23 protein-coding genes are annotated in these 25406 nt (G+C 44.9%); 4 read left to right on the plus strand and 19 right to left on the minus strand.

Annotation, left to right across the window (positions count from 1 at the left end; genetic code table 11):
* Positions 1 to 85: 85 nt before the first annotated feature.
* From OB236_RS05000 to OB236_RS05015, 4 genes are all read right to left on the minus strand, one after another.
* Positions 86 to 451: a response regulator gene (locus OB236_RS05000; RefSeq protein WP_076231710.1), complete on the minus strand. Its 366-nt coding sequence runs from the start codon at positions 449 to 451 to the stop codon at positions 86 to 88.
* 28 nt (positions 452 to 479) lie between these two features.
* Positions 480 to 971, minus strand: a complete 492-nt coding sequence (locus tag OB236_RS05005) for a chemotaxis protein CheX (RefSeq protein WP_262683032.1) — start codon at positions 969 to 971, stop codon at positions 480 to 482.
* Positions 968 to 3556 (minus strand): ATP-binding protein, encoded by a 2589-nt coding sequence (locus tag OB236_RS05010; protein WP_262683033.1) that lies wholly within the window; start codon positions 3554 to 3556, stop codon positions 968 to 970. Before OB236_RS05010 ends, OB236_RS05005 begins: the two co-directional genes overlap by 4 nt.
* A gap of 87 nt (positions 3557 to 3643) precedes the next feature.
* Complete coding sequence (locus OB236_RS05015) at positions 3644 to 5461, minus strand: APC family permease (RefSeq protein ID WP_262683034.1); 1818 nt, start codon at positions 5459 to 5461, stop codon at positions 3644 to 3646.
* A gap of 369 nt (positions 5462 to 5830) precedes the next feature.
* Between OB236_RS05015 and OB236_RS05020 the strand changes: the two genes are divergently transcribed.
* Both OB236_RS05020 and OB236_RS05025 read left to right on the plus strand, forming a co-directional pair.
* Positions 5831 to 6856, plus strand: a complete 1026-nt coding sequence (locus OB236_RS05020; RefSeq protein WP_262683035.1) for a metallophosphoesterase family protein — start codon at positions 5831 to 5833, stop codon at positions 6854 to 6856.
* A 53-nt stretch (positions 6857 to 6909) separates the two neighbouring features.
* Positions 6910 to 7839 (plus strand): NAD-dependent epimerase/dehydratase family protein, encoded by a 930-nt coding sequence (locus tag OB236_RS05025; protein ID WP_262683036.1) that lies wholly within the window; start codon positions 6910 to 6912, stop codon positions 7837 to 7839.
* A 64-nt stretch (positions 7840 to 7903) separates the two neighbouring features.
* Here the strand turns inward: OB236_RS05025 and OB236_RS05030 are convergent, their stop codons facing one another.
* The 9 genes from OB236_RS05030 to alaS form a co-directional block, all read right to left on the minus strand.
* The gene (locus tag OB236_RS05030; RefSeq protein WP_372237357.1) at positions 7904 to 9964 is read right to left on the minus strand and encodes a methyl-accepting chemotaxis protein; all 2061 of its coding nucleotides are present in this window, start codon (positions 9962 to 9964) and stop codon (positions 7904 to 7906) included.
* Between the two features lie 386 nt (positions 9965 to 10350).
* Positions 10351 to 11631, minus strand: a complete 1281-nt coding sequence (locus tag OB236_RS05035) for a peptidase U32 family protein (protein WP_262683037.1) — start codon at positions 11629 to 11631, stop codon at positions 10351 to 10353.
* 33 nt (positions 11632 to 11664) lie between these two features.
* A complete protein-coding gene (locus OB236_RS05040; RefSeq protein WP_262683038.1) occupies positions 11665 to 12594 on the minus strand; it encodes a peptidase U32 family protein in 930 nt (309 codons plus the stop codon).
* Positions 12595 to 12620: 26 nt separating this feature from the next.
* Positions 12621 to 13706, minus strand: coding sequence for an endolytic transglycosylase MltG (gene mltG / locus OB236_RS05045; RefSeq protein ID WP_262683039.1), 1086 nt, complete (start codon positions 13704 to 13706; stop codon positions 12621 to 12623).
* Between the two features lie 84 nt (positions 13707 to 13790).
* Complete coding sequence (locus OB236_RS05050; protein WP_076231694.1) at positions 13791 to 14096, minus strand: DUF1292 domain-containing protein; 306 nt, start codon at positions 14094 to 14096, stop codon at positions 13791 to 13793.
* Between the two features lie 27 nt (positions 14097 to 14123).
* Complete coding sequence (locus tag OB236_RS05055) at positions 14124 to 14435, minus strand: DUF1292 domain-containing protein (protein ID WP_076231692.1); 312 nt, start codon at positions 14433 to 14435, stop codon at positions 14124 to 14126.
* Between the two features lie 5 nt (positions 14436 to 14440).
* Positions 14441 to 14860 (minus strand): Holliday junction resolvase RuvX, encoded by a 420-nt coding sequence (ruvX, locus tag OB236_RS05060; protein WP_076231690.1) that lies wholly within the window; start codon positions 14858 to 14860, stop codon positions 14441 to 14443.
* A gap of 61 nt (positions 14861 to 14921) precedes the next feature.
* Positions 14922 to 15185, minus strand: coding sequence for an IreB family regulatory phosphoprotein (locus OB236_RS05065; RefSeq protein ID WP_076231688.1), 264 nt, complete (start codon positions 15183 to 15185; stop codon positions 14922 to 14924).
* 104 nt (positions 15186 to 15289) lie between these two features.
* Positions 15290 to 17926, minus strand: a complete 2637-nt coding sequence (gene alaS / locus OB236_RS05070) for an alanine--tRNA ligase (RefSeq protein WP_262683040.1) — start codon at positions 17924 to 17926, stop codon at positions 15290 to 15292.
* 160 nt (positions 17927 to 18086) lie between these two features.
* Between alaS and OB236_RS05075 the strand changes: the two genes are divergently transcribed.
* On the plus strand, positions 18087 to 18455 hold the full coding sequence (locus OB236_RS05075) for a hypothetical protein (protein ID WP_262683041.1): 369 nt from the start codon (positions 18087 to 18089) through the stop codon (positions 18453 to 18455).
* A gap of 525 nt (positions 18456 to 18980) precedes the next feature.
* Here OB236_RS05075 and OB236_RS05080 read toward each other — a convergent pair.
* From OB236_RS05080 to cymR, 5 genes are all read right to left on the minus strand, one after another.
* Positions 18981 to 20051: an AI-2E family transporter gene (locus tag OB236_RS05080; RefSeq protein ID WP_262683042.1), complete on the minus strand. Its 1071-nt coding sequence runs from the start codon at positions 20049 to 20051 to the stop codon at positions 18981 to 18983.
* A 190-nt stretch (positions 20052 to 20241) separates the two neighbouring features.
* On the minus strand, positions 20242 to 20439 hold the full coding sequence (locus tag OB236_RS05085) for a hypothetical protein (RefSeq protein ID WP_076231682.1): 198 nt from the start codon (positions 20437 to 20439) through the stop codon (positions 20242 to 20244).
* 11 nt (positions 20440 to 20450) lie between these two features.
* Positions 20451 to 20975 (minus strand): PRC-barrel domain-containing protein, encoded by a 525-nt coding sequence (locus OB236_RS05090; RefSeq protein ID WP_262683043.1) that lies wholly within the window; start codon positions 20973 to 20975, stop codon positions 20451 to 20453.
* A 50-nt stretch (positions 20976 to 21025) separates the two neighbouring features.
* On the minus strand, positions 21026 to 22174 hold the full coding sequence (locus OB236_RS05095; RefSeq protein WP_408638409.1) for a cysteine desulfurase family protein: 1149 nt from the start codon (positions 22172 to 22174) through the stop codon (positions 21026 to 21028).
* Positions 22175 to 22199: 25 nt separating this feature from the next.
* On the minus strand, positions 22200 to 22619 hold the full coding sequence (cymR, locus tag OB236_RS05100) for a cysteine metabolism transcriptional regulator CymR (protein WP_076231676.1): 420 nt from the start codon (positions 22617 to 22619) through the stop codon (positions 22200 to 22202).
* A gap of 169 nt (positions 22620 to 22788) precedes the next feature.
* Here cymR and mnmA point away from each other — a divergent pair, with 169 nt between their 5' ends.
* Complete coding sequence (mnmA, locus tag OB236_RS05105; protein WP_262683044.1) at positions 22789 to 23880, plus strand: tRNA 2-thiouridine(34) synthase MnmA; 1092 nt, start codon at positions 22789 to 22791, stop codon at positions 23878 to 23880.
* A 106-nt stretch (positions 23881 to 23986) separates the two neighbouring features.
* On the opposite strand, the gene OB236_RS05110 is transcribed toward mnmA, so the two are convergent.
* On the minus strand, positions 23987 to 25327 hold the full coding sequence (locus OB236_RS05110; RefSeq protein WP_076231672.1) for a hemolysin family protein: 1341 nt from the start codon (positions 25325 to 25327) through the stop codon (positions 23987 to 23989).
* Positions 25328 to 25406: the final 79 nt, after the last annotated feature.

Here is a 25406-nt window from a genome sequence, read left to right on the forward strand (position 1 = left end):
GACTTCAGTAGACGCAAACAAACAGCCATCCTCAGAATCTCTCTGTTGACGGCTGTTATGGGATATACCTATGTACGTTTTGCTTTTAACCGGCCATTAACACTTTTCCGATGATTTCCAACAGCTTATCAGCCTCAAAGGGTTTCACGACATAGGATTTGGCACCGGATCTGATCGCGTCCAACACCTGCTGCTTCTGTCCAACCGCACTGATCATAACAACCTTGGCTTGAGGAAAGGACTTCAGCAAAATTTGCAGCGCCTCAATACCATCCATATTGATCATTGTAATATCCATCGTAACCAAATCCGGCTTATGATTAATATAACTTGCCAGCACTTCTCTGCCATCCGTCGCCTCTACTACCACTTTATGTCCAGCGCGCTCGAGAATGAGCTTGATATTTCTGCGCATTACCGTAGAGTCGTCAACAATCATAACGTTAGCCACTGCTTTGAATCCTCCAAACATAGGTAGATTATATTGCGAGTATACGAGCAAGCTCGGATTTATTTTGTGAAGGGATATATATACAATAGAAGTTACCTGAATCGGTTTGGAATCTTTTTACGAAAAAATTGCTGAATTTGGATCGCAGCTCCGCTTTTTTGGTCACGATCACCAAGGGCGCTCCTAAAAAAATATCATGTTCATCACGGTCTGTCAAAGCATTTCCAGAAATGACGTTAGCTATTTCTGCGACCACCTCAACCCCGTACTGCGCCGCTTCTTCCTCTGTAATATCCTCTAGCATAAATTTGTGAGCCAACGCCCCTGCCAAACCATGATCGACAGTAAGAATAACACCGCCTTGAATAACACCACTAAGCTGAATAAAGGCCGTTACATCCTCCAAATATAATCCTTCTTCATCATCCTCCAGCTCCCTCAAGCCAGAAATCCCAAGCCCAGTTATGTAAGCTGCCGATTTAGCCATAAAAGCTTGAAAATATTGTTCCTCGTGATTCACAGTGATCCGACCCTTTCTGCACCCGTAATATCTTCGTATGGCAGCTTCACAATAAATGCAGTGCCGCTACCTTTTGACGTGGATACCCGAACCGTTCCACCCAGCTTTTCAGCTTCCGCTTTTACTGCCGATAGGCCAATTCCTCTACCTGACCATTCCGTAGTATGCATTGTCGTTGATAGCTGATCTTTGAATATCAAATTGGCAATATGCTCGTTCGATAACGGCATCGCTTCATTATCAGGAGGCAGCAGACCTCTGGATTCCGCTCGTGATCTTACCGCTTCCAGATCAATGCCACGGCCATTGTCGGAAATCGTCAAGGTGAGTTCGTTCTGTTCTTGCTCGATGGAGAAGCTGACCGTTGCATATTCATCCTTGCCTTGCTCGACTCGTTCCTCCGGCGACTCAATACCGTGAATAACAATATTTCTTACAATATGAACAAGGGATTGCGTCAAACCATTCAAACGATCCGGATCAACAGGAATGTCTGCTCCATTCAGCTCAATTGGATGCAAAAGGAGGCCGTTACGTTCAGCCAGCTCCGATAAATAGGCCGGATAGTGCTGTATCAAAGCCTTTAACGGCTTAAAGCGCCATTTCCTTAGTTCAGCAAGCCACAGCTTGTCCTCTGCCAGGGTCAGCCTTATCCTTAATTCACGTTCCAAGTGCTGCCATTGTTCCTTCGTTAATTTCACTTCATATTCCATGCCCATCTCCGATGTCGCATCACCCAGAGCTTCCTTCAGAAGCAGGCTATCCTTGTCCAGCCATTCATTTAACCGCAACGAACGAAGCCATTGCTCGAGATCCTCCCAAGTCGGTTTGACTTCACGTCCGAGCAGCTCCATCAGTTCCGATTCCAGTTCATGGAGCTGCGGTACGATATGCATAAATTGCAGCAAGGCAAAGCTGCCTTTGAACGTATGAATCGATTTATAGATCTCAATCAGCTTATCCTCAACCGATTCATTACCACTTGAGAGCTCAACTAGCTCCGTATTGCAGAAGGTTTCGAAGCTTCTCGTAATTTGTGCGTAATCCTCGGAATGCGTGATCACATGAACGACCATTTGCAGTCTTTTGCGCTCACGATTCATTTGCTCTTCCAATCTACGGGTTTCGGTAATATCCGTAAGCATGACCATGATAGCCCCGCCAATAGTCGTCTGTGAAGCGTTCGATTCGGCTGCCGGCAAATACTTGAACTCCACCTGGACAACCATTCCGTGTATAAGAACCTCTTCAGGCAGCAACGAGAAAATTAATTCTCTTTTCCATTCGTCCTGCTCATTATAAAATTCGTCGAGGATCGATTCCAGCAGCGCCGCTTCCTGCTCATCACCTGCATAGAACAGTGATCCCAGTCGCTCTCCGGCAATATCCTGTTGAAAAATACGTGTGCACTCCACACTATGTTCTCCCATCGCCCGAAGGTCAGGGCCAATCGACATAAAACCTTGTCTGGCATTATCCAATAAGGAACGAATGGAGGCGGTTCGCTCGGCAACCGTATGCTCCAGTACCTGGTTCCACTGCATAATCTTATCAATGGCTCCGACAATTTGTGCTTCTGCATGCAGAACATGCTTAGGCATCTCTTTAACCGTACGTCCGGCAGCAACTTCCTCCAGAGTTAACGTGAAGTGACGCAATGGCAAAATAATTCGCTGTCTTACCATAAGAATAACAAGCCCGAGCAGCAGCAGCATGCCCCCAAGTGAGCAAAGTCCGAGAATGCGAAGTCGGTCGGCGGCTTCAGTCGTCGATCGTGTCGGTTGCTCTGCGTACAGCGACCCGATAGTTTTCCCTTCCATATCCAGCAAAGGCGCTGCAGATTGCGCAACCAATAGCTCTCCGCGGCGCTCTAGATTGAAATGCTCCACGCCATCTGTTTTCATAGTATCCACGTAAGTATGCAGCCGCTCTGTCGAGATCTCTTTTGTAGAAGTTAGAAACTGTCCAGAGTTAAGGAGAAGCGCAATATCGGCTTGCAGCGTATCCTTTAAGCCAACTATAATTTCATCGGAAAGCAGTCTGCCAAATATGACAAGACCTACGGGGGCCGCTTCTCCCTTATTACTCGTAACTGGTGCTACAGCGACAATGGCAAGTCCCTTGGACGTATTTACGATCCCGGAAAACTTCGGTTCCTTTTGAAACTTATTAAGAATAAAAGGGTACAAGACCTTGGTTTTCAACTCTTCTACATCCCCGGATTGCACCAGCACGTTGCCTTGTAAATCGGTTTCCGCTACAAAATCAATATTGGGCACTACATCGGGTACTACACCAACATTGTCCTGGATCCATCGTAAATCATTGTTCAGTACAGCTTGTCGGTTATCCTCCCAATACCCGTTTGTAACGGTAATCCCGAGAATAGCATCTCCGAGACGTTCGACCAGCTTCTGAGCAGTTTGATTCGTTAGAATCGATTTCTCTTGCTCAATCTTGTTCATTCCGGACATTTCATGTTGATAAAAAAGAATGGATACGGTAACCAGTGGAGCTACTATAAGCAGCACAACCCAGATCAATAGTTCTCTCATAAAGGAACGCTGCTTGTGAATTTGATTCATTGTACAAATATCCCCCATCAACACGTCTGCAAGCCATTTAATTCCATGTTACCTGATTCTTTCACCCATGAAAAGACAATTATTGACTTACCGATTCAAATGAAAGGGAACTGTGGCGATTACGATGTCCTTTTGTTGAAATAAGTACGCACGAATCAATAAACTTGTTTGATTATGCAATATATTTTGCCACCAATACTTCGTAATGAATTGCGGAATCAATACCGTAATGTGATCGGTATCCGCTGTTTTCCACTCCACCGTCTCAATAAATCGGATCAACGGCTTCATGATACTCCGGTAGCGCGACCGTAGCACAATAAGGCGTACACCCGGATTCCATTCCTCCCATTTGGCCTCCATCTTCTGAATGTCTTCATCATCAAAGCCTACATACACCGCCACCACATTATCCGTTAATGATTTGGCGTAGCTAATCGTATTAAGCACTACACGGGTAATACCGGCGACAGGGATCACGATCGTGCTTCCTTTAATAACCGGCTTGTCGATATCAATTTGAATTCTCAGCTCATCTGCCGTATTCAGATAATGCTTGTGAATGCTGTAGAAAATAAACATAACAACTGGCAAAAAGATAAATACCATCCACACCTGACTAAATTTCGTTATGATAAAAATAAAAGTAATGACCAGTGTCGTTAGCATCCCGATTGAATTAATGATCAGCTTCAAGCCCCAGCCGTTCGGCTTGAGCTTAATCCATTTGACCATCATACCCAGCTGCGATAAAGTAAACGGAATAAACACACCAACCGCATAGAGTGGAATCAAATTTTCCGTATTTCCGTGAAATACAATGACAAGCAGTGCAGACAGAACACCCAATATAATAATGCCATTGGAAAATCCGAGCCGATCACCACGAACCATGAACATATGCGGCATAAACTTATCCTTGGCCAGCATAAATGCCAGCAGAGGAAAGGCTGAATAGGCAGTATTTGCGGCTAAAAACAAGATAAGGGCAGTAACACCCTGAATGATGTAATAAATCGTTCCCCGGCCAAAGGTAGATGCCGCTATTTGTGAAACAACCGTTTCTTTTTCCGTGGGCTGAATTCCATACCAGTAAGCTAACAGACTGATCCCGATAAACATGCTTCCGAGAATAACACCCATCATCACAAGCGTCGAGGCGGCATTTTTTTCAGCTGGCTTTTTGAAGTTAGGGATTGCATTGGACACCGCCTCAACCCCCGTAAGCGCCGAGCAGCCAGAGCTGAACGCCTTTAATAGCAGGAACAGGCCGACACCCGACATCGTCATTCCAGAGACCGGCTGTGGCGCACTGACCCCGCCCGTTATATAATTATAAATTCCACAAACAATCAATATAAAAACTGAGCAAACAAACAAATAAACCGGCAAAGCCAGCACAGAAGCAGACTCTGAAATGCCGCGCAGGTTCAACACCGTCAAAAACGTGATCATTATCAAGGAAATCAATACACGATGGTCATGAAGGCTGGGGAATGCTGAGGTAATGGCATCCGTGCCGGCAGAGGAACTAACCGCGACTGTTAAAATGTAGTCTACAAGCAAAGAACCGCCCGCCATTAAGCCCGTTGACAGACCCAAATTATCTTTGGCTACAATATAAGCTCCTCCGCCTGCAGGATAATTAAAAATGGTCTGCCGATAAGATAAAATCAGAATCGTTAGCAGTCCCAGAACCGCCACAGAGATGGGAATCGAATACCATAGTGCAGCCACACCCACCGTCATGAGAACGAGTAGAATTTGTTCGGTTCCATAAGCTACCGAGGATAGAGCATCTGATGACAATACAGCCAAAGCCTTTAACTTACTTAGCTTTTCTTCACCAAGCTCTTCTGATTTCATAGGCCTTCCAATAAAAAGACGTTTTACTCTACTTACCATGTGATTGACTTCCTCTTCTCCCTGATTAGGTTCGTTTTAAACCTGTTACATACACACATGATGTATAATACAATCGCGAGGCTCTTACCGTAAAGTCGCAGTAGTTCCTTGAATATTAGATTTAATACGGTTTTAAGACTGAATAGGCTCAAAATAGCGTATTCATCCTGATCTCCCTAACTATATCGCCACTTATTGCCCCTTTATCTCGATTATTTGGAAGTTTAATTTATACTTGATTTCTGTTTGGATTGAGATCATCCTCTCGTATAGTTATAATAGAAGAGAAACTTCATTATAAAACAAACTTTAGGGTGACCTGTCAGACCAGATTTCATACAGGCCCTAGACTGATTGGGTGATACGATTGTGATAACACGCAGAAATTTTATCAAAAAAAGCTTACTATCTTTAGGTTTCTTATCTGCTGGAGCTGCAAGCTCCCTACCTTTTGTCAATGCAGAAACAACAGCAGATTCCACCGCTGGCTTCATCGAAGCCGTATCCAATGAACCCTTAATTTCATTATTCGTGCTTAGCGATCTACATATCACGATCAATGAATCATCCATGTCAGACAAACTGCACTTGGCACTTCAAGATATTACCAATTGGGAAACGAAACTCGATGCTATCGTGCTTGGGGGGGATTTAACTGATTTTGGACGATTAAGCGATTATATGTTACTCAAAAAGATTTTGAATCAATACGAGCTTCCACAAATTTATGGCAACATGGGCAATCATGATTATTACGATGTCTGGCTGACGGCCAAGGGTGAATTTTCAACAGAAACTGTACCTAACGGCAAGACAGATGCCATGTCCCGTGCCCGATTCCAGAATTTTCTCGCTTATGGGGCTTATGGGAATAAACCTTATATCGACGCCTGGATTAACGGAGTTCATTTGATTATGGTCTCCCAGGAGGCTTATGTAGAAGAAAGACCTGAGGTTGGCGAGGGAGCCTGGTACTCGGACGAGCAACTCGATTGGCTTCGCGAGATTATGAAGTCTCATGAGGACGGTAAACCATCACTCGTATTTATTCATCAACCGCTGCCTGCTCTTGGGACAGATGGACGAACTCATCAATTGATCCGCGCGAATGAGTTTACCGATATTTTGAAGCCCTACAAAAATGTTTTCGTCATATCCGGACATACGCACAGAAGCTTTGAGAGCGAGGATCACTATAACTGGAAAACCCCCTTCCATTGGTTTAACAATGCATCTGTTGGTCGTACCCGTAGTACATTGCCAGGACAAACGTCATCACTTGCTCAAGGCATGTATATTAAAGTGTATCCGCACCAGGTCGTTATCAAAGGGCGGGAGTTCAGCAACCGTACCTGGATTGACAATGCATCTTGGACAGTACCTCTGTTAAAGTAGTTTCTGTAGCTTCTATTAGAAATTTCTTCTAATTTATCATTGGAGGTTTACTCATGAATGTTCTTGTAACAGGAGGCGCAGGCTTCATTGCTTCTCACATTGTAGATCAGCTAATTGAGGACGGACACCACGTACATATACTCGATAACCTCTCTACAGGCAAAACAAGTAACATTAACCCCCAGGCATCCTTCTATCAGGCTGATATATTGGACGAACAGCTCTCTCAACTATTTGAAGCGATACATCCAGAAATTGTCATTCATCACGCCGCGCAAATCGATGTACAGACCTCTCTCAAGCAGCCTCTCCTTGATGCCAAGATTAATATCCTGGGCACTATAGCTATTCTCGAGCAATGCCGTAATCATGGCGTGAGAAAGCTGATCTATGCTTCATCGGCAGCCGTTTATGGTACACCTGAATATTTGGGTGTTGATGAACGTCACTCCCTAAAACCACTTTCATTTTATGGTATCTCGAAGCACACGCCTGAGCATTATATTGAAGCTTTCTCCTCTTTATTCGGGTTGGATTACACGATCCTACGCTATGCGAATGTTTATGGCATTCGTCAGGATCCCAAAGGTGAAGGTGGGGTCGTATCCATATTCGTGGACAAGCTGCTGCAGAAGCAGCAGCCGTTAATTTTCGGAGATGGGGATCAGACGAGAGACTTCATCTACGTAAAAGATATCGTTAGAGCCAATATGGCAGCTTTGACACATGGGAGCCGGGGCATTTACAATATCAGCTGGAACGTTCAAACGACTGTTGTCGAGCTGCTCCAGTTGATGTGTGAGCTGTGTGATACTCCTTATTCACCTAAATTCGAATCGCCACGTGCTGGCGATATTCTTCACAGTCGATTGGATAACACGGCAGCCAAGCAGTATCTGGGATGGGAACCCGTTTATACTTTACGGCAAGGCTTGCAGGAAACGTGCGATTATTATCACGCTGCCTTTACGGTACAGAAATGAGAAAAACCTCCAAACCATTTTTAAGTGGTTGGAGGTTTTTTGCTGCATGCCATCATCAGCTTAATTAAACATCAAATTTGGAAAGAGATTCTTGCAGCGAGTTGGATAACTGCTCAAGCTTGTCTGACAAACGAACCAAACCGGAGCTAATGTTCAACTGCTCGGAGCTGAGTGATGCGACTTCCTGTGATGTTGCCGAGGATTCCTCAGCAACCGCGCTAACATTAGTCATCGCGTCATTAAGAACCAATTGGGACGCATCAAGCTGGCTGATTGATTCTGTTACCTCGGATAGCTGTCCAATAAATCCGCCCATATGACTCTGTACTTCCTTAAAGATCAAATCAGCTTCTTTTACAGACAAGATCTGTTCCTGAAAAATCGGGTACGCATTGGATAAAGCTTTGACCGTTTCATCAATTTCCTTTTGAATCGTCTCGGTTATTTGTCCAACGATTGCAATCGATTGACGAGATTGATCAGCAAGCTTGCGAATTTCGTCAGCAACAACCATGAAACCTTTACCGGCAGCACCCGCACGGGCAGCTTCGATAGTTGCGTTAAGGGACAATATATTAGTTTGCTTGGAGACATTGCTCAATACTTCAAGAATTTTACGGATGGAGCGCGTGCTTTCTTTCAGATTATCGACTTTTTCAACCATATTCCTGGTCATTTCTTCGGTAGCATTCGTTTTCAGAATCAACTCGGACATGTATTGAATACCTTGTTCACTGGATTTCTGAACGTCTGTTGCAGCTGTACCCATGACAATATTGGAATTGACGACAGCTTTCATTTGCATGCCGATGCTATGTGTCAACTCATTACCACGTTCCGATTCAACCGCCAAGCTTGAAGCTCCTCCGGCTATTTCTTCTGTGGCAATCGCAATTTCCTTAGCGGAAGTAGCCGTTTTCTTGGACGCATCCGATAACTCGGTTGCAGTCTCTAATACTTCTTGAGCCGAACGATTGGTTTGCTGAACCAGTACGGTAATTTTCTCCATCATCTGATTAAAGCTATGACCCAATTGGCCGATCTCATCCTGTGATTGAACATTCATCCGAACAGTCAGATTCCCCTGTTCTCCTTCTTTCATCAGGTTACGAAGCATAATCACAGGCTTTCCAATCATTTTGGCTACCAGAATCCCGATACCTACAGCAATCAATGCTGCTACGAGTGCCATAATCCATGTAACATTGGAAATAGCCTTGGCATCCTTAACAAGCTCAGCAATTGGCATTGCACCCAGCAGGTACCACCCTGTTTTGGCCGATTTATAGTACACCAGCTGCAAGTCCTTTTTACCATTCATCGCGCTGCGCGCTTCATCCTTCAGAATATCAGGAGTGATATCCAAAACGGTCGGCTTGCCAATAGCAGCTTTATCAGTAGCATAAGCTATATTCATTTCAGGGGTAATAATAATGGTTTGTCCGCCTTCACCCATTTGAATATCAGCTAATTCTTTTCCTACAGCATCTACGTTAATTTCCATAAGCAGAACCGCTTGTGTGCTGTTGGTGGAAGTATTTTTCAATACACGTCCAAGAGCAAAGGCCGCCGTGTTGCTTCCTGAGGATGTATCTACAAAGCCTGAGGTTCTAGTTTCGATCCAGGAGGCACGACCGTTGTCATCCGTAATCTTTTTGAACCACGGTTCCTGAATCAAAGTTTCTTTGCTTGTAGAGCCTCCCGAAGCGGCGATAGGCTCACCTGTAGGACGAAATAAATGCAAAGCTTTAATCGTTTTGTTCGAGTATGTATACACGTTTAATTTATCGCTGATTTTTTGGCGCATTTGCAAATAATCATAGCTTCCTTTATTAACGGCTTCCGAGTCAACAAGCAGCCTTTTCATCTCGTCGTCCAACAAAATTTGCATCGACAGATCCTCATAGACCGTGTACATGATATCCAGCTTTTGACCTGCCTGAATGATCGTCTGCTCAGAAGCATCTGCTACCTTTTTCTGAATCACACCTTTGGAAATGTTGTACGACGTGAATCCTACTGTCAATACGAAAAAGAGAATGCTCACGAGAAAAATTAAAAATAATTTCATGCCGACGGATTTAATTGGATTTTCCAAACGAAGACCACTCATCGAATTTTTCATATGCTGTGAACTCGAAGCTCCTTTGTTGGATTCATTTTTTGACATAAGATTTTTAAAGAAATTGCCGATTTTTGCTGTCCATTCGTTGAGCACAGACAGTATTCCTTTCAAAGGAACCACCACCTAATCTGATATAGTTTCTTCTGCACAATAGTGATGACATAATAACATTAGAAATGATATTCGACATCGTTTTTGTAATTCCTTTTTATAAATCGCTTTCATTGGAAATAAAATAGTCCAAACGCTTCATTTTTAAATTTTTTGGCGATTTTTGCATTTTTTTCGACCATTTGGATCATATTACTTTTTTCCATTACTGTCCATGGGTATTATGACCCTAGACAAAAAAAGCCTCAAGAGTTAGAGGCTTCTTTTATCCGTTTTTATGCTTTGCGCATTCTTTTACGCATCATATCCATAGGTTGAACGGGCTGATCCAGCTTCATCCGGATCGATTGGAGAGGGTGCCGCGCTGCATCGAGCTCTTGCCCCGATTCATCATAGATAGCAGGAACGTTTTGCTTGAAAAAGGTTCCCGTAGGTCCAAAAAATTCAATCTCTTGACCCGGCTTAAAATGATTACGCTGCTGAACGGTAGCTATGCCGCTGTCCGCATCATAAGCTGTGACTACACCTACAAAATCATAAGGCGCTGCTTTATCCTCCGGCTCAAAAATATGGTCTTCATGATCCGGGTGCTCATAGAAAAATCCAGTATTCAAAGGCCGATTGGCAGCCTTCTGGATTTCGTAAAGCCATTCGGGCTTCATCTCATAATGTTCAGGATCAGCAAAATATGCATCGATCGCTTGACGGTATGCATTAACGACTGTAGCCACATAGTGAACGCTTTTCATCCGGCCTTCGATTTTGAAGCTATCTACACCCGAGCGTACCAGCTCAGGAATATGCTCGATCATCGATAAGTCCTTGGAGCTCATCGAAAAGGCGTCGTCCTCGGCCTGAAATAAAGGAAGCTCCTTAATCCCGATCTGCTGATCCTGCTCCGTTGTAAACAAATCATATTTCCATCTACAGGATTGCGAGCAGCCACCACGGTTAGAATCACGGTCGGTAAAATGGTTGGATAAGACACAGCGCCCTGAATAGGAGCTGCACATCGCGCCATGAACGAAAACCTCAATCTCCACATGGACGTTTTTCTTGATATCTTCAATTTCCTGCATACTCGCTTCACGCGCGAGCACAACACGATCCACGCCTTCTTCCTTCCAAAATTGCACAGCCTGCCAGTTCATCGTAGATTGCTGGGTACTCAAATGAATTTCAAGCTTGGGAGCAACCCGCTTACAGGTTTCAATAATAACCGGGTCCGCGACAATAATCGCTGCTACACCAGCATCCTGAATACCTCGTAAATAGGTCTCCAACCCTTCGATATCTTCATTATGGGCATAAATATTCGTAGCAACGAATACTTTGGCCCCGTAACGTTCTGCAAATTCCACACCTTCGCGCATCTCATCGAATGAAAAATTATCCGCATTGGAACGCAGTCCATACTGCTGGCCCCCAATATAGACGGCGTCAGCTCCATAATGGACAGCAAATTTCAGCTTTTCCAGATTACCAGCCGGGGCCAGTAGCTCCGGTTTATCCAGACGTACTCGCTTGCCAAGAAGCTGCTGCTGTATCATCGTCATCACGATCACTCCTTTTACCTATCCAATTCTAGTTTAATACACTTGCTCTTTAAAGAAAAAGCCGAACGTCAGCTCACGTCTTGGGTCCTGCAGCTCACGAATTGCATCCAGCCATTGTTCTTCGAATACGTAGTTTTCCGGGTCAGAGCAGAAGGTATCAATCGCCAGGCGATACCCTTTGATTACAGCTTCGTTGTATTCAGGTGACTTTAATAAGCCTTCAATCTTCAAGCTATCGATATGACCTTCAATCAGCTCATGCAGGTTTTCAAGCATACAAATATCATCAGAGCTCATAATATGCGTACCATTCTCGTCCTCGTACAGCGGATAACGCTCATCCTTACGTTCCTGTTCGATCAGAAACAGTCCATCCTCAAGCCCCTTGGATGCGCCTTGTTCGCGTCCCTGATGGTCCTCGTAATTGGTTACCAGGCTGCGTTTGGAATGGTATATATTCGTAATCCCGTGCACCTGCACCTGTACTTCCATGTGCGGCAGCTTGCTTTTTATTTCAAGGGTTTCATCCATATTCAGTTCCCGGGCCAAGACGACCCGCTTCGATCCCTTGGAGCCCCAATAATTGGCTGTTTCATAATTCGTGGAAGTCATTTCGGCATTCCAATGCAGCGGCAAACCCGGTGCAGCCTGGCGCATTGCTATTAATACTGCTGGATCGCCGAATACAACCGCATCGGCCTGCAGCTGCTGCACACGTTGTAAATAATCCGGAAGCTGCGCAAGCATCTCGTTATCGATAATTTTGTTAACCATCACATATACCTTGGCACCACGCTCATGGCACCAGGGAATTAAATTACTTAACTCGTCCAGCATGACCTCGCCAGATAACCGCATGCCATAACGGTGCTCACCGACCGATACCGCATCGGCTCCGGCCTCTACATAACGCCGTGCTTCTTCTGCTGTTCCGGCAGAAATGTACAGTTCTGGTTTTTTCATTGTACTCTCACCCTTCAATAAAAAAATTACTTTTTAAGCGTACTTTCGTTTTTCTTGCTGACCGCTATATTTTTTTGGTGCTGATCAAAGTTTTCCCCAAAGTAATGCGCTTTGGTGCCATCCTTTTTCGTGACATAATACAGGTAGTTGTTGTCTGCCGGGTATATCGCCGCTTTAATCGACGAAAGACTTGGGCTCGCAATAGGACCAGGTGGCAAGCCTTTGTGCAAATAAGTGTTATACAGACTTTCCGTTTGCAAATCCTTTTCAAATAATCGATCCTTCGGCTTATCAAACAAGTATTGAACAGTGGCATCGATTTGCAGCTCCATCTTCTTGCGCAATCGATTATGAATGACGCCGCTGACGAGAGGACGCTCTTCATCCAATACAGCCTCACGTTCGATCAACGAAGCAATGGTCAGCATCTCATGAAAGCTTTGTCCACGGTCCGCCATCGCTTGCTGCCAGTTGTCCGGAAGCTGCTCCAGCTTCTTGTCGAGCTCCAGCATCATATTATTGAGCATGTCCTCCACTTTAATGTCTTTGCTCCATTCGTAAGTCTCAGGAAACAAATACCCCTCCAGCCTGCTTTTCAGCTGTGCTTGATTTGCCATTTTCGTGAATACTTGGGCCGTAAAGTGACTCTCCTGCTGTGCCTTCTCTATGAATAATGCCGGATCGATTCCAAATTGCTGTTGAACCTTATCCGCGATCTGCCTTACGGTGTAGCCCTCGGGTACGGTAAGCTTGATCCCCTGCTCTTTAACTGTTAAACCTTTATTTAAAGTATCAATAATGGCATCGTTGGTCATGCCGGGAAGCATTTCATATTCGCCTGCCTGAAATTTACTACCCTGCTGAACATATTTCAAATAATAAGTAAAGATTCGTGCACTGCGAATCAAACCTTTACGTTCCAACAGCTCAGCAATGGAGATCGGGCTCATACCTGGTGGGATCATAATCGTTTGCGGTTTAGAGGATTCAGGAACAGGCTGTAAGGCTTCCTTCACATATAAAGTCGTGCCTACAGAAGCTACTACGACTACTATTAAAACTATCACAATTAAGGTTACTACAATCTTCTTTACTCTACTAAACGGTGCCACTACTACTCCTTTCGACCAAGTACGCATAAACAACGAAAAAGAGCGGATTGTCTCCGCTCACTCCGTTTGAAACCAACATCTTGTTTACAACGCACTATCCTCAGAAAACGTCATCTCATCATACAGCTCAGTCACGTTTTCCCATTCGTCATCATCATCTATGGTTTCCAGCTCAAGCTCTCCATCTGGGCCTGTTGTAACCCGGAAAACCTCAGGTTCTCCGATAACAGGCTGATCCTGCTTCACAACCGCATAGCCTTGATCACCCAGCTGAAATTCAGTAAGCAGCTTGTAAACAACGGATTGTTCATTATCATCATACAAAATAATATCATCTCCGTAGGTGCTGCGCAACTGACTTATTAATTTTACATCCTTTAATGTGAACAAAAAGAACGCCTCCTGTTGTCGTTTCAATTAATTGGAGTCTTCTTCTTCCTCTTCGACATCCTCATCCATCAATGTATTAAAGGTCTCTTCGACAATATTCCATTCTTCTTCGTTATCGATCGTAAACAACTGCAGGTCGTCTCCGTCTTCTTCATAACGGAAAGCATACACCTCATCGGATTCCTCTTCCGCGTCGACCGGCACAACCATCATGTACTTTTTATCGGAACCGTCAACCTCGAACTTCATAATGACTTCAAACTCTTCTTCATTACCTTCTTCATCCGGGATATAAATAATTTCCGGTTCTTCTTCTTGAAGTTGTTCTTCTTTAGTCACGCCAATCACCTCTTCGTATTGGAATCCATATAATTTTGCAAAATGAGCGCAGCTGCCATCTTATCGATGACTTGCTTTCTTTTCTTGCGGCTGACATCAGCATCAATCAGCACACGCTGTGCAGAGGCCGTTGTCAACCGCTCATCCCATAGATGTACGGGCAATGCGAAAATTTCTCGCAGGGACTCGGCAAAAGCGATACACAGCTCTGCACGAGGACCTATGGTATTGTTCATATTCTTGGGCAAGCCTACGACAAGTCCGTGAACGTTGTACTGCGCAATCAATTCACGAAGTCTTGCCATATCTTTCTCTGAGCTTGTTCTCCGGATGACCTCAAGACCTTGAGCTGTCCAGCCCAATTCGTCACTAAGGGCGATACCGATCGTTTTGTCTCCGTAATCCAAACCCATCAAACGTTCCATCTTATGCTAAACTCCCAACGGCAGGCAATCAAGTAATATCTTAAAATTCCTGCCCTGCATCTTATGATTTATGCTGCTGCAAATACGATCTGACCAGCTCTTCAATCAACTCGTCACGTTCGCGCTTGCGAATGATGCTCCTAGCGTTATTATGGCGTGGAATATAAGCCGGGTCGCCGGATAAAAGGTAGCCTACAATTTGATTAATCGGATTATAGCCTTTTTCCTGCAGTGCGTCATATACCGCCAATATAACTTCCTTGGGTGATGTTTCGATTTCTTCCGCTTTCACATTGAACTTCATCGTTTTATCCATCGAGCTCATCCCTACACCCCCTAGAAACAAAAATGATGAATAGTAACTTACAAAACACGTTACCTTCTTAGATATTCGCTATTTGTCGAAAGATTCCTCTTGACAGTGCAAATTTATTTTTTCAGCATCGCTTGATTTTCTACAAAATGTCCTACCTGCTCCAATGCCGCCGACAATTGGGAAGCATCCTTGCCTCCTGCTTGTGCCATATCGGGACGGCCACCACCGCTGCCGCCAACAATTGCAGCTGTTTCCTTGATCAGCTTACCGGCATGAAAGCCTTGAGCCACAAGGTCCGGTGTTACGGCTGCTACCAGATTCACTTTGTCATCCGCAATCGCACCCAACACGATGATTGCTGAACCAAGCTTAACCTTCATTTGATCCACAATACTGCGAAGTGAATCCATATCCCCGGCATTGACCTGCGCGGCCAGCACGGGTACTCCTGCAATGGTTTTCAACTGGTCCGTTAAAGAGCCAGCCTCGATTTTGCCAAGCTTCGACTTCAGGGATTCATTCTCTCTTGCCAATTCCTTCAGTTGAACAAACAAGCCCTCGATTCGTTTGGGAACCTCTTGAATGTTGGATTTCAGCAGTCCTGACGAATCACGCAGCAGCTGCAGCTGTTGATCTATATACATATAAGCATTACGGCCAGTCACGGCTTCAATCCGGCGAACTCCGGAGCCGATCCCTGATTCACTGACGATTTTGAACAGACCAATCTGGCTAGTGTTGGCCACATGACAGCCTCCGCACAACTCCAGACTGTAGCTGCCTACTTGAACAACACGGACAACATCGCCATATTTCTCACCAAATAAAGCCATCGCACCCATTGCTTTTGCATCAGCAATTGGTTTAAGTGTAATCGAAACCTGCGTGCTTTTCCAGATTTGCTGGTTAACCCGTTTTTCGACATCCTGCAGCTCTTCAGCAGTAATGCTGCCGAAATGCGAGAAGTCAAAACGCAATCTCTCTGGAGCTACCGATGAGCCAGCCTGATTCACGTGCTCACCCAGCACATCTTTCAAAGCTTTATGCAGCAAATGAGTGGCCGTATGATTTTTGATAATGTCCTCGCGCATTTCTTCACTGACCGCCGCCTGAACGGTATCACCCTTACGCAGCACACCCGATTCAACTACAACAGTATGCACATGCTGACCATGCGGTGCTTTGCTGACATCTACTACTTTTAAACGGACATCCCCTGAAGCAAGATAGCCGTGATCGCTCACCTGTCCACCGCTCTCAGCGTAGAAAGGAGTGACATCCAGCACCACCTGACACGTCTCGCCCAAACCGACCAAATCAACAAATTGATTCTCATGCACCACAGCAATCACTTTAGCAGTAGTTACCAATTCAGTATAACCAACAAACTCACTTTTAACCGTCAGCTCAGCAAGTGGTCCGCCCTGTACCTTCATACTGTCCGAATCCTGGCGAGCTGCCCGGGCACGATTACGCTGCTCCTGCATTGAGCTGTCAAACCCTTCACGATCTACCGTCAAACCTTTTTCCGAGGAAAAATCCTCTGTTAAATCGAAAGGGAAACCGTACGTGTCATACAGCTTGAAAGCATCCGCGCCGCTGATCTGTGTTTTGCCCTCGGAGCTGGCTTTTTCCGTTAATTCAGCAAGTATAGCCAAACCATCGGATAAGGTTTCATGGAAACGCTCCTCTTCGGTGCGAATCACCTTCTCGATAAACTCACGTTTGTCGACAACTTCCGTATAGTACATCCCCATGATTTCACCAACAATGGGGGTCAGCGTGTGCAGGAACGGTTTATCGAGACCGATTACTTTCCCGTAACGTACGGCACGACGCAGTAAACGACGAATGACATAGCCGCGCCCTTCATTGGAAGGAAGCACGCCGTCACCTACCGAAAAGGCAACCGTACGGATATGATCGGCAATAACCTTTAACGCTACATCGGTTTCTGTATTCACATGGTACTTCACACCCGCAAGCTTGGCGGTTTGCTCAATAATCGGCATGAACAAATCCGTATCAAAGTTGGAGTCCACATTTTGCAATATCGAAGCAAAACGCTCCAGACCTGCTCCTGTATCGATGTTTTTATTAGGCAATGGCGTGTAGCTGCCATCCTTGTTATGGTTGAACTGGGAAAACACCAGATTCCATACTTCAAGGAAACGTTCATTTTCTCCGCCTGGCCAGCATTCCGGATCACTCAAATCCCCATACGCATCGCCACGGTCATAAAAAATTTCGGTACAAGGTCCGCAAGGTCCTTCGCCAATATCCCAAAAGTTTTCTTCAAGCTTATAGATCCGTTCTTCCGGAAGTCCAATTTTTTTGTTCCAAAATTCAAAAGCTTCGGTATCCTCAGGGTACACCGTCACCGACAAACGTTCCGGATCAAAGCCGATCCATTCCGGACTCGTCAAAAATTCCCATGCCCAGGTAATAACCTCTTCTTTAAAATAGTCACCGATTGAAAAGTTACCGAGCATCTCAAAGAAAGTATGATGACGGCGTGTTTTGCCGACATTTTCAATGTCATTGGTACGAATACATTTTTGTGAATTGGCAATCCGCGGATTCTCAGGAACAATACGTCCGTCAAAATAAGCCTTGAGCGGTGCCATCCCTGCATTAATCCACAGTAAGGATGGATCGTTGTGCGGAACGAGCGGCGCACTCGGTTCAATGCGGTGTCCTTTACTTTCAAAAAATGCGAGCCATTTGGAACGGATTTCACTGGCTTTCATATTAAATACCTCCGGTGGTTTTTTTACCCTCCCAAACCCTCCCTATAGGGAGGGCCCCAAAGGGCTTTGCCCTCTGGACTCCCGTGGGAGCGTGGCGGACTGCGTTGTTCTCGGGCCGCTATGTCCCTCAGGGACACGCTCGACTGTGGTGCTATGCCTTTTGAGTTCATGCGTGTGCTCGGGTCGCTTTCGTCCCTACGGGACACGCTTGACTTTGGTGCTTGAGCAAGTGCGTGAGTACAAGTTCAAGTACGTGCGCTTGGTGCAGCTGTTGTGTTCTGGAGCCGCATCGTCCCTGCGGGACACGCTCAGGTCGGTGCTTGAGTTTTGCGGTACGGGAAGCTTCGCGCAGCGTGGGGTTCACTACTCCACCCCTATTGGGGATGGAGTAGGAGTTTTGCCCCAAGCGAAGCAGGTAAAGTTCTTCCGCAGGAAGGAATTTGTGCAAATGGGTCCCGGAGGGAGCAAGGGATTGTGCCGTAGAGTTTACGTGCCGCCTTTGAACATGGATGATTACCACTTCGTCTAATCAAGATCATCCAGGTTCAACAGTGGCCGAAGGCACATCCCTTGCGCACGCAGGGGACATTAGCATTTGCACAAATTCCCTGCTCTTGAACTTTGCCGCCCAGCCCAACTAAACTCCGATTCCACTCCCCAAAACCCCTTTTAAACAGAAAAACGCCCCTGCTAACAGGGACGAATTGATCGCGGTACCACCCTGGTTACTGCACAGCTGTCAATTAAGACGCAAGCCTGCTGTACAATCTCCTTGAACAAGACTTGTAACGAGTCCATCCGGCGGATTTGTTCCGCACTCCGAAATGAGCTTTCAACCATCCTTCATTAGTAAGGTTCTCTCAGCTAGCCTCGTGCAAGCAGCAATGGGCTATAACCTATTCTCTGGATAATGGACTATGGTTTACTTGATTTCATCAACGCTTTCAGTTATATACTTGTATACGATTATATACGTTTCTTGAAAGGAATGTCAACAAGCCGGCCAAGCAGCGGATTAGGAAGATGCGCCTGGAGAACAATTCAATCTTCTTGTTTACGTTGTTCTCCGATGTACATAATATTGGAAAACATGCTGAACAATTACCTTGATGACAGCAAACAACGGAACCGCCAGAATCAAGCCGATCACACCCGCTATCTCTCCACCCGCAAGCAGAGCAAATATAATCAGGAGCGGATGCATTTTTAACGAGCGACCTACTACCTGAGGCGAAATGACATTGCCTTCGAGAATTTGACAGACTGCATTCACTACAGCGACCATCAGCACCATCTTAAAGGAAATGGTCGAGGCCATTATAAGAGCGGGGGCCGCCCCAAAGAAAGGGCCCAGATAAGGGATAATATTAAACACGGCAACCAGACAAGCCAACAGCAGCGCGTACGGCATTCCCACCAGCCAATAACCCAGATACGCCAGTATTCCAATAATCACACATACTAAAAACTGTCCGCGAATATAATTACCGAGAGCCGTATCAATATCCATCAGCAGCTTGTAAACCTGTTTGCGCTTTGCTTTAGGTACCGTAGCCAGTACGGTTTTTTCTATCAGTTGAAAATCCTTGAGCATGTAGAAAGCCAAAAAAGGTACGATAAAAGCAATGAATATCATATTGATCGTACTGCCAATTCCGTCAATATACTTCGATATGGCATGCGATACGCCGTTTTCCAGCTTCATCAGAGATTGATTGATGCCAGTCCGGATAGTGTCCGGTACAAATTGCATATTGTTCATCGTATCGACAACGCCTTGAGCCTTCATTTCCAGCTGTGGAATATGCTCATTAAATTCATTCAATTGGTTAATGAACATCGGTATCAAGTTCATCAGTATAACCGTTGTGGACACGATGAAAACCGCATAAATCAGTAGAACAGCCACCGTCCTCGGCACCTTGCGTGCGTTAAGCAGGGATACAACAGGATTCAATACATACGATATGATCATTGCGATAATAAAAGGAGCCAGGATCTCAAGCAGAAAATGATAAATTCCGAGCCAGATCGGACGAATTTTCAATAAAACCAGCAGGATCAGCAGACCCAGCAGTATATGTATCATAATTGAAAATACTCTGCTTTTGTAAAAATGATTCATGCGTTCTCACCACCTCAGTTCCATGTCCAAGCCATTCTTGTCCAAATCGCTCAACTTCTATAAGTATATGTACAACCCTGCATCTTAATCCCCTTGGATAACACAAAAAAATCGCATTCGCTTCCAGCCGCTGCATGATTCAAGCGGTTAGGGCGAATGCGATTCGACATACATCTGATTCGATAATTTATCAGTTTGCATGAATATGCGGCATTTCCTCTTCAAAAAACAGATCATCGAGAGAGCTTAAAGTACCGTCTTCTTCAACTTGATATACGGACATTTTCTCTCCGTTCACACTAAGTTCAATAAAGCAGCCCCAGCAATAAAACTGATGCGAGCCTATTTTGCCAATATCCTTCGAATTACAATTCGGACAACGTAACATTTGGTATCACCCTATTCCTCATTTGATTTGACTATTTCAGTCAACCATTCATTACAGTGAACGGGGACTATAATTGCATCCTCACCCATTGTTACAGAATCCGGTAAGGGCAGCCATTTGCGCCCCTCTTTCAGATCGGAAATAAAACCTTCGGTCAATTCATAGCCTATTACTTTTTTACCCAGCTCGGGGTCCAGATAAACATCATCCACAATACCCAAATGCTGACCATTGACGGTTACAACAGGCATTCCCTTCACCTTGTGGTCCCCATTCAAGAGCGAGATGTACACTTGATCCTGAGCATCCAACGGGATGACAGCCTCTTCGTTATGAATGGTTATAGCATCTTCACCCAGTGCAATAACATCCTTCCAGGCAACACAGCTTGATACTGAAAACCAATGCCTGTTCTCCAGAAGTACGAGCTCAATCTGCCAAGCTTCATCTAGCAATAGATCCTTGACTGTACCGACTTGTTTACCTGTTTGTACACAAAGGATCGGTAATCCTATCACATCACGAGCTTTTTTCAAGCGCTGTATCCTCCCGATGCAATAGCTGCAAATGAATGAAACATCTCTTACTAATAATTATTACGTATACGGGTTACAATGGTTACAATTTTCTCTGTGCAAGTCATAATATCTTGCAAACTGCTGCTGGATCCGAAGCTGAGTCGGACAGCTGATGCGGTTACCTGCTCAGATAGCTTCATAGCTTGAAGCACATGTGATACTTCCAATGATCCCGAAGTACAAGCAGATCCGCTGGCAGCAGCGATTCCCTCCATATCAAGGTTCATCAGCATCGTTTCGGATGAAATACCAGGAAAACTGAGGTTGAGTATATGCGGCAAACGCGCTGTCGGGTGACCGTTGACTACCACTTGCTCTGTTCCCAATTGCTCTTGCAGCCTCGTTATCATCTCTATACGTAGTTTTTCCATCTTTTGTTGCATTTCATACCTATGATCGATAAAAATTTGTAATGCTTTTGCAAAACCTGCAATTCCCGGTACATTCTCGGTGCCTGCACGCCGCTTTCTTTCTTGAGCGCCACCATGCAAAATCGGCTCTAGCTGAATTTGTTTAGCTATATAAAGGGCTCCGATTCCTTTGGGTCCCTGAATTTTGTGCGCAGAAAAGCTCATTAAATCTATAGGAAGACTATTCAGACTAAGCTCCATGGCTCCCAAAGCCTGAACAGCATCGACGTGGAACCAGATCCCTTTACTTCTGGCCAGTTCCCCAATCTCAACAATCGGTTGAATCGTTCCCACTTCGTTATTGCCATACATCACACTGATCAAAATAGTATCGGATCGAATCGCCTGTACAAGCTGATTCCATTCGATCTGACCATTCGTATCCACAGGCAAATAGGTTACCTCAAAGCCCAGCTTTTCTAGATACTGGCATGTATGCAATACAGCATGATGTTCAGTCTGTACCGTTATAATATGCTTGCCCAAAGATGAGCGCGCAGCAGTTGCACCTAATATAGACATGTTATTGCTTTCGGTACCTCCGCTTGTAAAAACAAGCTGTGAAGCCGCACAGCCAAGTAAAGAAGCTATCGAATCTCTTGATCGTTGAACAACAGAACGTGCTTCTCTACCGGCACTATGCGTACTGGAGGCATTTCCATAGTAATGTGTGTAAATGGGCAGCATGGTTTCGAGAACCTCGGGATGAACCGGGGTTGTTGCTGCATGGTCCAAATAGATCGTCATGATAACTCCATTATCTTCATCTGAATTAAATATAGAACATGTAGCTATCGCTGACGCCTTCACCCTTGAAGCTGATTAAATCCTTCAATGTGGTGGAATCAAGCACTGTTGCGATGCTATCCCGGATGCGTACCCACAGGTCGCGTTTGGCTGGATCATCCTCTTCTGTGAAATCAACAGGGCTGATCGGTCCTTCCAGTACCCGAATCACATCGCCCGCAGAAATATCTTCTGCCAGCTTGGACAAAATATAGCCTCCATAGGCTCCTCGAATACTTTTAACTAAACCTGCATTACGCAAAGGGGCTACCAATTGCTCCAAATAGTGCTCGGAAAGCTGATGCTTTTCGGCAATACTTTTTAATGAGGTGGGTCCTTCTCCGTACCTGGACGCCAGTTCCATCATAATTGTTAAACCATATCGGCCTTTGGTAGAAATTTTCAAGTCAAGCACCTCATTTACATTTCAATACATGTTGGTATCGTATATATGGTATCATAAATCCTTGTATTTTGGGAGAAAAACCGTGTCATATTGATGAAATATTTATTATTCAGTATAACCCATGTATAATACAAGATAAACGTAAAGCAGCAAGGAGAGAAAATCCATAATGAATAAGCAAACACGAGTCGTTCTCGGTATGTCCGGCGGTGTCGATTCCTCCGTATCAGCTCTGCTTTTAAAGGAGCAAGGATACGAAGTTATCGGTGTTTTTATGAAAAATTGGGATGACACAGACGAGTGGGGCCACTGCACCGCTGAAGAAGATTCCGAGGATGTCCGCAGAGTATGCGACCAAATCGGCATTCCCTATTATACGGTAAATTTTGAGAAACAATACATGGATAAGGTATTTCAATACTTTCTGGATGAGTATCGCAAGGGCAGGACACCGAATCCGGATGTGATGTGCAACCGTGAAATTAAATTCGGGGAGTTTCTGAACAAAGCGCTTGAGCTTGGTGCAGACTACATTGCAACCGGACACTATGCGCAAGTAGACCAGCAGGATGGTATATACCGCTTACGACGGGGTGTTGACGGCAACAAGGATCAAACGTATTTTTTGAACGCACTTAATCAATACCAATTGTCCAAGGCTATGTTCCCGATCGGACATCTACCGAAGCCGGAAGTGAGAGCCATAGCGGAGCGGGCAGGTCTTGCAACTGCGAAGAAGAAGGACAGCACAGGTGTGTGCTTTATCGGGGAACGGGACTTTAAGGAATTTCTAAGCGGCTATTTGCCGGCCAAGCCTGGTGATATGCAGACCTTGGAGGGGGAAGTCAAAGGACGCCATGACGGATTGATGTACTACACTTTAGGACAGCGGCAGGGTCTTGGTATCGGTGGCGGCTCCGGCAGTGGAGAGCCTTGGTTTGTATCAGGCAAAAACCTGGAAACTAATGTTTTGTATGTTGTGCAGGGTGAGCAGCATCCAAGCCTTTATTCCTTGGGACTGAGAGCAACAGATCTAAATTGGATCAGCGGAACGCTGCCTCAACAGGAATACCGCTGTACAGCCAAGTTCCGTTATCGGCAGCCTGATCAAGGGGTTAGCGTCACTTTTAACGAGAAGGAACGTACGTGCGAGGTTATTTTTGACAAACCGCAAAAGGCGGTCACACCAGGCCAATCGGTCGTATTTTATGATGGCGAGCTTTGTCTTGGCGGTGCTATTATCGATACGGTTATAACTTAACCTTTCCTCAATTCAGCTAAGAACTTCACAACACACAAAAAAGCGGACTATCCGCTGCAGCCACTCTTTGTAAGAGTACATGCTGCAGGTGGATATCCGCTTTTTTTTACATGCTCATTGGGAGCGTAACCTCTTGTTCATCTTGCTCACTGCGTTTAATGACCAAAATTCGCGAGATTCGTAAATGATCGGTTTCATCAATCACAAATTCATATTCATTATTGTAATCGATCCGTTGGCTTCTTTTGGGAGGCATTTCTACCTGTGCATAAATCCAGCCACCTATAGTGTCGTAGTCATCAGATTCGATTTCTACACCAAAATAACTATTTACTTCTTCAATCAGCATCCGCCCGTCAATGGAATGTGTTGAATCATCACGCTTTTCGATCTGCGGACGCTCTTCATCAAATTCATCCTGAACCTCGCCGACAATTTCTTCTATAATATCCTCAAAAGTGACTAATCCCGATGTGCCGCCATACTCATCAATGAGCAGCGCCATTTGCGTTTTTCTTTTTTGCATCAGCTTAAGCAGCGCACTGATTTGCATCGACTCGGGAACTTTGGTGATCGGACGAATAATTTTTTTGATATTGCCAATACCTCGGTCTGACTTCAACAAATCCTTGATATGCACAAACCCAATGACATTATCTTTGTCTGGATCACAGACCGGATAACGGGTGTGCATTTCCGTAACAGCAATTTGTCGATTTTCCTCGTAGGATAGATTAGCGTACAAACATATCATTTCAGTACGAGGAATCATAATTTCACGGGCATTGGTTTCCGAAAATTCAAAAATATTGTCCATTAAAGTTAATTCAGCATTATCAATGAGTCCGCTTTTATTGCTTTCTTTCATCAAGCCGCGAATTTCCTGTTCCGTATGAGCTGTCTCATGCTCGTCTGTAGGCTCTATTCCAGATTTGCGCAGCATCCAGTTGGAAGTACCATTAAGAAACCAAATAAATGGAAACATGATTTTGTAAAACAGAATCATCGGGCCCGCAGCCATCAGCGTAATTTTCTCTGGCATGCGAATCGCATAGGTCTTGGGGAATTGTTCTCCCAGTGTGATATGAAAAGAGGTGATGATCGTAAAAGCAATAATAAACGAAATCGTATGCTGGATCGTTTCAGGGATTTGCAGCGGCTGCAACACCGGTTGGAGCAGTTTAGCTATTGCTGGTTCACCAATCCAACCAAGCCCCAGGGAAGCAAGCGTAATTCCCAATTGGCAGGCTGATAAGTATCCGTTAAGGTTTCTCATGATGATTTGAGCAAACTTGGCATTGCGGTTACCTTCCTTAACCAGCACATCAATGCGGCTATGACGAACCTTGACCAAAGCAAACTCTGCTGCCACAAAAAAGCCGTTTAAGAATACCAAAAGCAAAACTAAACTTAAATTCCAAAGTATCGGTAATGGGTCACTACTCAATTAATTTCCTATTCTCCTCGTTCGAGATGAATAGGTACACCTCCCCTAAATTCACAATTTTTTGAGACATTTGAAACTG

This window comes from Paenibacillus baimaensis (genome assembly GCF_025567575.1).